Source organism: Rathayibacter iranicus NCPPB 2253 = VKM Ac-1602 (assembly GCF_003149025.1).
In the GTDB taxonomy this organism is placed as follows: Bacteria; Actinomycetota; Actinomycetes; order Actinomycetales; family Microbacteriaceae; genus Rathayibacter; species Rathayibacter iranicus.
The window spans coordinates 133953-140561 of sequence record NZ_QGDV01000008.1; the positions used below are offsets into that span (position 1 = coordinate 133953).

Sequence of the window (6609 nt, forward strand, 5' to 3'; positions counted from 1 at the left end):
CATGAGCACCACCGCCCCGGCACGCCCGCGCCGCCGCCTCGTCGACCGCCTCCCGGTCGTCCACCAGCTGCGCCAGAGCGTCGGCCTCCAGCGGGGGATGCTCGTGACCGGCCTCGTCATCACGGGCGCATTTCTCCTGGTCGCACTCCTCGCTCCGCTGATCGCGCCCTACGGCTACTCGCAGTTGCGCTCGGGCGACGAGGCGTTCGGCGCGCAGCAGCCGCCGAGTGCCGAGCACCTGCTCGGCACCACCGTCGGCGGCTATGACGTCCTCTCGCGCGTGCTCTGGGGAGCGCAGACCGCGTTCCTGGTGATCGTCGTCGCCGTCGTCCTGTCGCTTTTTCTCGGCGTCTTCCTCGGCCTCGTCTCCGGCTACCTTGGCGGCTGGCTCGACCGTGTGCTCGTCGTCATCTGCGACGCGATCTACGCCTTCCCCACCCTGCTGCTGGCGATCGTGATGTCGATCGTGATCTCGGGCGGGCAGTCGAACCTCTGGGCAGGCATCGTCGCCGCGGCGGTCTCGATCACTGTGGTCTATATCCCGCAGTACTTCCGAGTTATCCGCGCCGAGACCGTACGGATCAAGGGCGATGCGTTCGTCGAGTCCGCGAAGGTCATCGGAGCGTCGACGCCGCGGATCATGTTCCGTCACGTTCTGCGCAACGCCACCCGGACGCTGCCGCTGATCTTCACGCTCAACTCGTCCGAGGCGATCCTGACGCTTGCGGGCCTCGGCTTCCTCGGCTTCGGCATCGAGCCGACCTCCGCTGCCGAATGGGGCTATGACCTCAACAAAGCCCTCTCAGATGTCACAAGCGGTATCTGGTGGACCTCGGTCTTCCCGGGTATGGCCATCGTGCTTGTGGTGCTGGGTATTACGCTCGTCGGCGAGAGTCTGAACGACCTCGCCGACCCGCGTCTGCGCGGTCGGCGCGCGGTGGCTGCCGGTGCCGGCGACGTCGCAGCGACGTCTGTCGTGCCGGGCGGAGTCCTCGTCGCGGACGGCCTGGAGACGCCGGGGCACGACCCCGTCGCCGGAGTGGAGGGAACGCGATGAGCGACCGGACAGTGGACCAGGACGCGCGCCCGATCGTCGACATCAGGGACCTCGAGGTCGCATTCGCGAGCGACCGCGGAGCCGTCCGCGCCGTGGCCGGAGTCAGCCTCCGTGTGGAGCGCGGCGAAGTCCTCGCGATCGTCGGCGAGTCCGGCAGCGGCAAAACCGTGACCGCGAAGACGATCCTGGGCCTGCTGCCCGAGACGGCGACCGCCTCCGGAGTGGTGCTGCTCTCGAAGAAGGACGGCAGTTCGGCCACGGATGTCGTATCGGTGCCCAAGGCGCGTCTGCGCGAGCTGCGCGGCACCGACGTAGCGATGGTGTTCCAGGAGCCGGGCACGGCACTCAACCCCGTGTTCACCGTCGGCTGGCAGATCGCCGAGGGGCTCCGTGCCCACGGCTCCGTGTCGAAGAAGCAGGCGCGGCAGCGCGCGATCGAGGTGCTGCGCACCGTTGGCATCCCCGAGCCGGAGAAGCGGGTCGACTACTACCCGCACCAGTTCTCGGGCGGTCAAAAGCAGCGCGTCGTCATCGCGATGGCGCTGGTGCTCGACCCGGGCCTCATCGTCGCCGACGAGCCGACCACCGCGCTCGACGTGACGGTACAGGCCGAGATCCTCGACCTGCTCCGGCGCTGCCGCGACGAATTCGGCACCTCGATCGTGCTGATCACCCACAACATGGGCGTCGTCGCCGACCTCGCCGACCGTGTCGCCGTGATGTACCAGGGCGAGTTGGTCGAGGAGGCGAGTGTCGGCGAGCTGTTCTCGTCGCCGAAGGCCGAGTACACGCGCACGCTCCTGAGCGCGGTCCCGCACGTGGGTCAGGGCGTCGAGCGCGCCCGCGTCCGCGCCATCGAGCGCGCCGAAGCGCCCGAGACCGAGACCCTGGTCGAGGCCGACGGTCTGCGGATTCAGTACCCCGGCCGGCTCGGACGTCCCGGCTTCGTCGCGGTCGATGGTGTCTCGTTCCGCATTCGCGCGGGGGAGGTGCTCGGCCTGGTAGGCGAGAGCGGCTCGGGCAAGACGACCATTGGCCGCGCGATCGCCGGCCTCACTCCGGTCACCGGCGGCTCGCTGCGGGTCCTCGGAAAGGAAATGCGCGGTATCCGCGAGCGCGCCTTCCGCCCCGTGCGCGGCGACATCGGCTTCGTGTTCCAGGATCCAGCGTCGAGCTTCAATCCGCTGCTCACCATCGCCGAGTGCGTCGCCGAGCCGCTGATCGTGCATGGGCGAGCCGGCGACGCCCCCGCCGCCCGTGGCCTCGTCGACGACCTGCTCGAGGCGGTGCAGCTCCCGCGCTCCTACGGCGACCGCTACCCGCACGAGCTCTCGGGTGGGCAGCGCCAGCGCGCTAGCCTCGCCCGCGCCCTCGCGCTCGGGCCGAAGCTGCTGATCGCCGACGAGCCGACCTCGGCCCTGGACGTCTCGGTGCAGGCACGCGTGCTCGAACTCTTTGCCGAACTCCAGCGCGAGTTCGGCTTCGCCTCGCTCTTCATCAGCCACGATCTCGCCGTGGTCGACCTCCTGGCCGACCGCATCGCAGTGCTCTATCGCGGCGAGCTGGTCGAGGAGGGCACAGGCGCCGAGGTGCTCGCCGCACCGAAGCATCCTTACACTCAGCGGCTGCTCGCGTCTCTGCCGGTGCCGGATCCGGTCGAGCAGGCGTCCCGCCGCGAGCTGCTGCGCACCATCGTCGAGGCGGAGCGCCGGGCGTGACCCGCACCGCCGAGGATCGGGCCCCGATCATCATCGACGACCTCAGCGTCGAGTATCCGCCGCACGGCATCAGCCGCCGGTGGACGGCGCTGAAGGGCGTCAGCCTTCACGTCGAGCCGGGCGAAGTGCTAGGGATCGTCGGTGGCAGCGGCTCGGGCAAGTCGACGCTGGCGCGGGTCCTTGGCGGCGACGGGCTTGGAGGCGACGGTGGACGCACGCGCCCCGTCATCATCGGGGGAGAGGCGATCGTGGCGGGTCACCGCCTCCGCTCGCTCTCCGCCCGTGACCTCAAGCGCTTCACCGTCGATGTCGCGCACCTCGCGCAGGACGCTGGCGCGACACTGCGTCCGGAGTTGACCGTCTCGGAGCTGATCGCCGAGCCGATCTTCCTCCGCGACCGGCACTACGACTCAAAGGCCGCCGCCGTGCGCGTGGCGACCCTGCTCGACTCTGTCCATCTGCCGCTGTTTTTGCTCGACCGCTACCCGTACGAACTCTCGAGCGGGCAGCGCCAGCGCGTCGCGATCGCTCGTGCGCTGGTGCTCGGTCCGACGGTGCTCATCGCCGATGAGCCGACCTCGGGCATCGACGCGACGGTTCGGGAGTCGATCGTCGACTTGCTGGCCAACCTGCGGCGGCAACAGGGATTCGCGGCGGTCGTGGTCAGCCACGATATCGACGTGCTGAGCCGGGCGACCGACCGGATCGCCGTGCTGGTCGGCGGCGAGGTGGTCGCCTACGGGCCGTTGCTCGACGTGCTGGTCGAGGCGCGGCATCCCTACGTGCGCGAACTCGGGGCCGCGTTCGCCGAGTACGAGCGGTTCGACGCGTCCCGGGCACAGCGCGTCGAGGCGGCGGAGCAGTGAGCGCTCCGAGAGTAGCGGTGCTCCCGCGGCCGAAGCCGGTGTTCACCGAGGCCATCGAGTCCGGTGGCGGCACCGTTGTCGGACTCGACGAGCGACCGGACGGGCTGCTTTGGCTGTCCTACGGCCGCTCCGACGAGCTGGCCGCGGTGCTCGAGAAGCATCCGTCGATCCGCTGGGTGCAGCTGCCGTGGGCCGGGGTCGACGTGTTCGCCCCGATGCTCGCCGCCTCCGACGCCGGAGTCGTCTGGACGAGCGCCAAGGGCGCTTACTCCGAGCCGGTCGCCGAACACGCTCTGGCGCTTGTGCTGGCTCTGCTGCGTTTCCTCCCCGAGCGGGCGCGCGCCTCCTCCTGGGGCGACAAGCGCGCCGTCACTCTGCACCGCGCCTCGGTCGTGATCGTCGGAGCGGGAGGCATCGCTATCGAGCTGCTGCGGCTGCTCAGCGTCTTCGAGTGCCGGGTGAGCGTGGTGCGCCGCGGCGACGAGCCGGTGCCGGGGGCCGAGCGGACGGTCGCGAGCGCGAGCCTGCCCGAGGTTGTCGCGGACGCCGACGTGCTCGTGCTGGCCGCTGCCGCGACCGCGGGAACCGAACGCATAGTCGACGCGGACGTGCTCGCGCGCCTGCCCGCGCGTTCCGTGCTGGTGAACATCGCGCGGGGGAGCCTCATCGACACCGACGCGCTCGTGGCCGCCCTGGCGGAGGGACGGCTGGCCGGAGCCGCTCTGGACGTGACCGACCCCGAGCCGCTGCCCGACGGGCATCCGCTCTGGAGCGAGCCGCGCTGCTTGATCACGCCGCACAGCGCCGACACCCCTGAAATGACCGCGCCCCTCCTGGCCGAGCGCGTCCGCGCCAACGTTGCGGCATTCGCCGCAGGCACCCCCCTCCTCGGCCGTGTCGACCCGCGCGCCGGCTACTGACGCCGCCCCGCGAGATGCCACTTGGGCGCACGCCGCTCGGCGTGTCGCGTACTCAAGTGGCGTCTCGAGGAGGGCGGATTTGGTCTGCGAGAAGGTTTTGGTAAAGTAAGAGCCGCGATCGCCTCCGGGAGGTCGGATGATCCTCGATAGCTCAATTGGCAGAGCAATCGGCTGTTAACCGATAGGTTCTTGGTTCGAGTCCAAGTCGGGGAGCGAAGAGCCCCTAGATTCCGCGGAATCTAGGGGTTTTCTTGTGTCTGCACGTCCTGCACGTCGCCAAACATCCAGTTCCGTGGCCACTTTGGCCAGAAACGGTGCTGAGGTCGGCGGTAGATGTAGCTGAGCAGCTGCTCCAGGTCTCCCCGCGAACGCTCGAGGACTGGCGCCTCACCCGGTCCGGCCCGCTCTTCCGCAAGATGGGCAGGCACGTGCGATACGAGCTCGGCTCCGTGATGGCCTGGTTCGAAAACCTGGGCCGGTAGTGGCCAACAGCCGGAGGGCGATTGGTGTCCTCGGCGAAGTGAGCATGGCGCCTCTCGCGTCGGGGCGGTTCCAGGCTCGCGCGAGGATTCGTGATGACACCGGGTCAGTTGTTCCGGAACTCTCCAAGACCGCGGGGCTGCTACGCCCATGGCACGGCGACGCCCACGGCACGGCACTGACGCCGCCGTGCTGAACGGAAGATCAGAGCCTCAGCAGTGTGGCCGGCCTCGCGGGTCGTGCCGCTCAGTATGGATTCCGCATAGACGCCGGATGATACGCAGCGCTGGCCTCGCAGGGTTCCCGTGATCGGAGCTGAATGTATGGTGTTAAGAAGGAATGTGAGTGGAGGTGTCGCCGTTGGTCCTGTCTCTCTGGCTGATGATGCAGTTCATCGTGCTGTCACTTTCGGTGGCCGCGGGGTCGGTACTCGCGTCCAACCCGACGCAGACTTTACTCATTGTGGCTGCGAGCGCTCTCGTTCTGGCTCACTCTGTATGCTGGGTGGCGAATGCACTCGCTCGTTCTCTTCGGATGGCGCCTAACGCTCCTCCTATGGCATGAGTGGCAGAAGCGCCCGCCTATCGGCTGTGCGTTCATCGTTTTGAGGAGGTGTTGTAGCCCACACTTCAGCATCTAGCGAGACGAGCATTTCGTGTATCCTTATACCCCCAACAACGACCACCATGTTCCTGCGGTAGCGCAGGACGACAGCCCCGTTCGCCCTGAGAATGAGGGGCAATCAGGGTCGTCTCGATCTTTGCTTTCATCGCTTTGGCTGCGTGTCTCTACGCGGGTGAACATTGGCGTGATGGTGGCCTACTCCGGTGCTGCGGCTCTGATTGGAATCGAAGGGCTTGCAGTAGTTGTCACATATTCTTCGATGTGGCCTGTTGGGATCCCTATTGTCGTGGGGGTTCTCTGGCTCGCGTATGTCTTCCGCGAGCGTTTGACGGCTGCGTGGAGACGTCTCCGTGGCCGAGGCCAATAAGAACAGATGAGATCGACTCCAAGTCGTAGTCGATGAATATGGGCCCCTACGAGTTTTTGCCGATCCAACTTCTTCTCGGCGGCAACGGCGCCATATACGACTCCCCAGACTGGGGCCTCATGGTACAGCACCGCGACATGATCAGCTGGGGCAACCCTGTCGTGATCCGCCTCTCACCGCGCGTAACGAAAGCATGCCCACCACAGCTCGCCTCGCCGACGCTACCGCTGCCGTCTTCGGATTGATCAGCATCGCCACAGAACTGGCGAGCCTGCACTGCGCACACGCACGCGCGACCTGAGCGGACACGAAGCCAGGGTCGCCGCGTACATGACCGTCATGAGTACCTTCGACGAAACCCTTCACCCGCGCGGCCACGCAGGCACCTTCGCCACCCTCGTTGAGTCACCGGTCAGCGACCGTGAACGGAACGTGTGGGTACGGTTTGACGAACCGGACGCGTTCGTGCGAGTGGACCCGTCCGAGTTCGAGTGCGACGTTCGATTCGACAGCGCTGACGACGCTGACCCTGTCGAGGTGGACGAGGCCACCCGGGCAGCACTCCGCGCTGACGCTC

6 protein-coding genes and 1 tRNA gene are annotated in these 6609 nt (G+C 67.7%); all 7 read left to right on the forward strand.

The annotated features are described in order from the left end of the window. The first annotated feature begins 1 nt into the window (after window position 1). A complete protein-coding gene (locus B0H03_RS10180) occupies window positions 2-1057 on the forward strand; it encodes an ABC transporter permease (RefSeq protein WP_104264558.1) in 1056 nt (351 codons plus the stop codon). Further along, window positions 1054-2775, forward strand: coding sequence for a dipeptide ABC transporter ATP-binding protein (locus B0H03_RS10185; protein ID WP_104264559.1), 1722 nt, complete (start codon window positions 1054-1056; stop codon window positions 2773-2775). The genes B0H03_RS10180 and B0H03_RS10185 overlap by 4 nt, the downstream gene beginning before the upstream one ends. Continuing rightward, a complete protein-coding gene (locus B0H03_RS10190; RefSeq protein ID WP_241560399.1) occupies window positions 2772-3641 on the forward strand; it encodes an ATP-binding cassette domain-containing protein in 870 nt (289 codons plus the stop codon). The genes B0H03_RS10185 and B0H03_RS10190 overlap by 4 nt, the downstream gene beginning before the upstream one ends. After that, window positions 3638-4561, forward strand: a complete 924-nt coding sequence (locus tag B0H03_RS10195; protein ID WP_241560398.1) for a D-isomer specific 2-hydroxyacid dehydrogenase family protein — start codon at window positions 3638-3640, stop codon at window positions 4559-4561. Before B0H03_RS10190 ends, B0H03_RS10195 begins: the two co-directional genes overlap by 4 nt. A gap of 140 nt (window positions 4562-4701) precedes the next feature. Then, window positions 4702-4774 (forward strand) — tRNA-Asn (locus B0H03_RS10200). Between the two features lie 101 nt (window positions 4775-4875). After that, window positions 4876-5043 (forward strand): helix-turn-helix domain-containing protein, encoded by a 168-nt coding sequence (locus B0H03_RS17340; protein ID WP_104264561.1) that lies wholly within the window; start codon window positions 4876-4878, stop codon window positions 5041-5043. A 1328-nt stretch (window positions 5044-6371) separates the two neighbouring features. Beyond that, a partial coding sequence (locus B0H03_RS16910; RefSeq protein ID WP_207774249.1) for a hypothetical protein occupies window positions 6372-6609 on the forward strand: 238 nt, incomplete at its 3' end.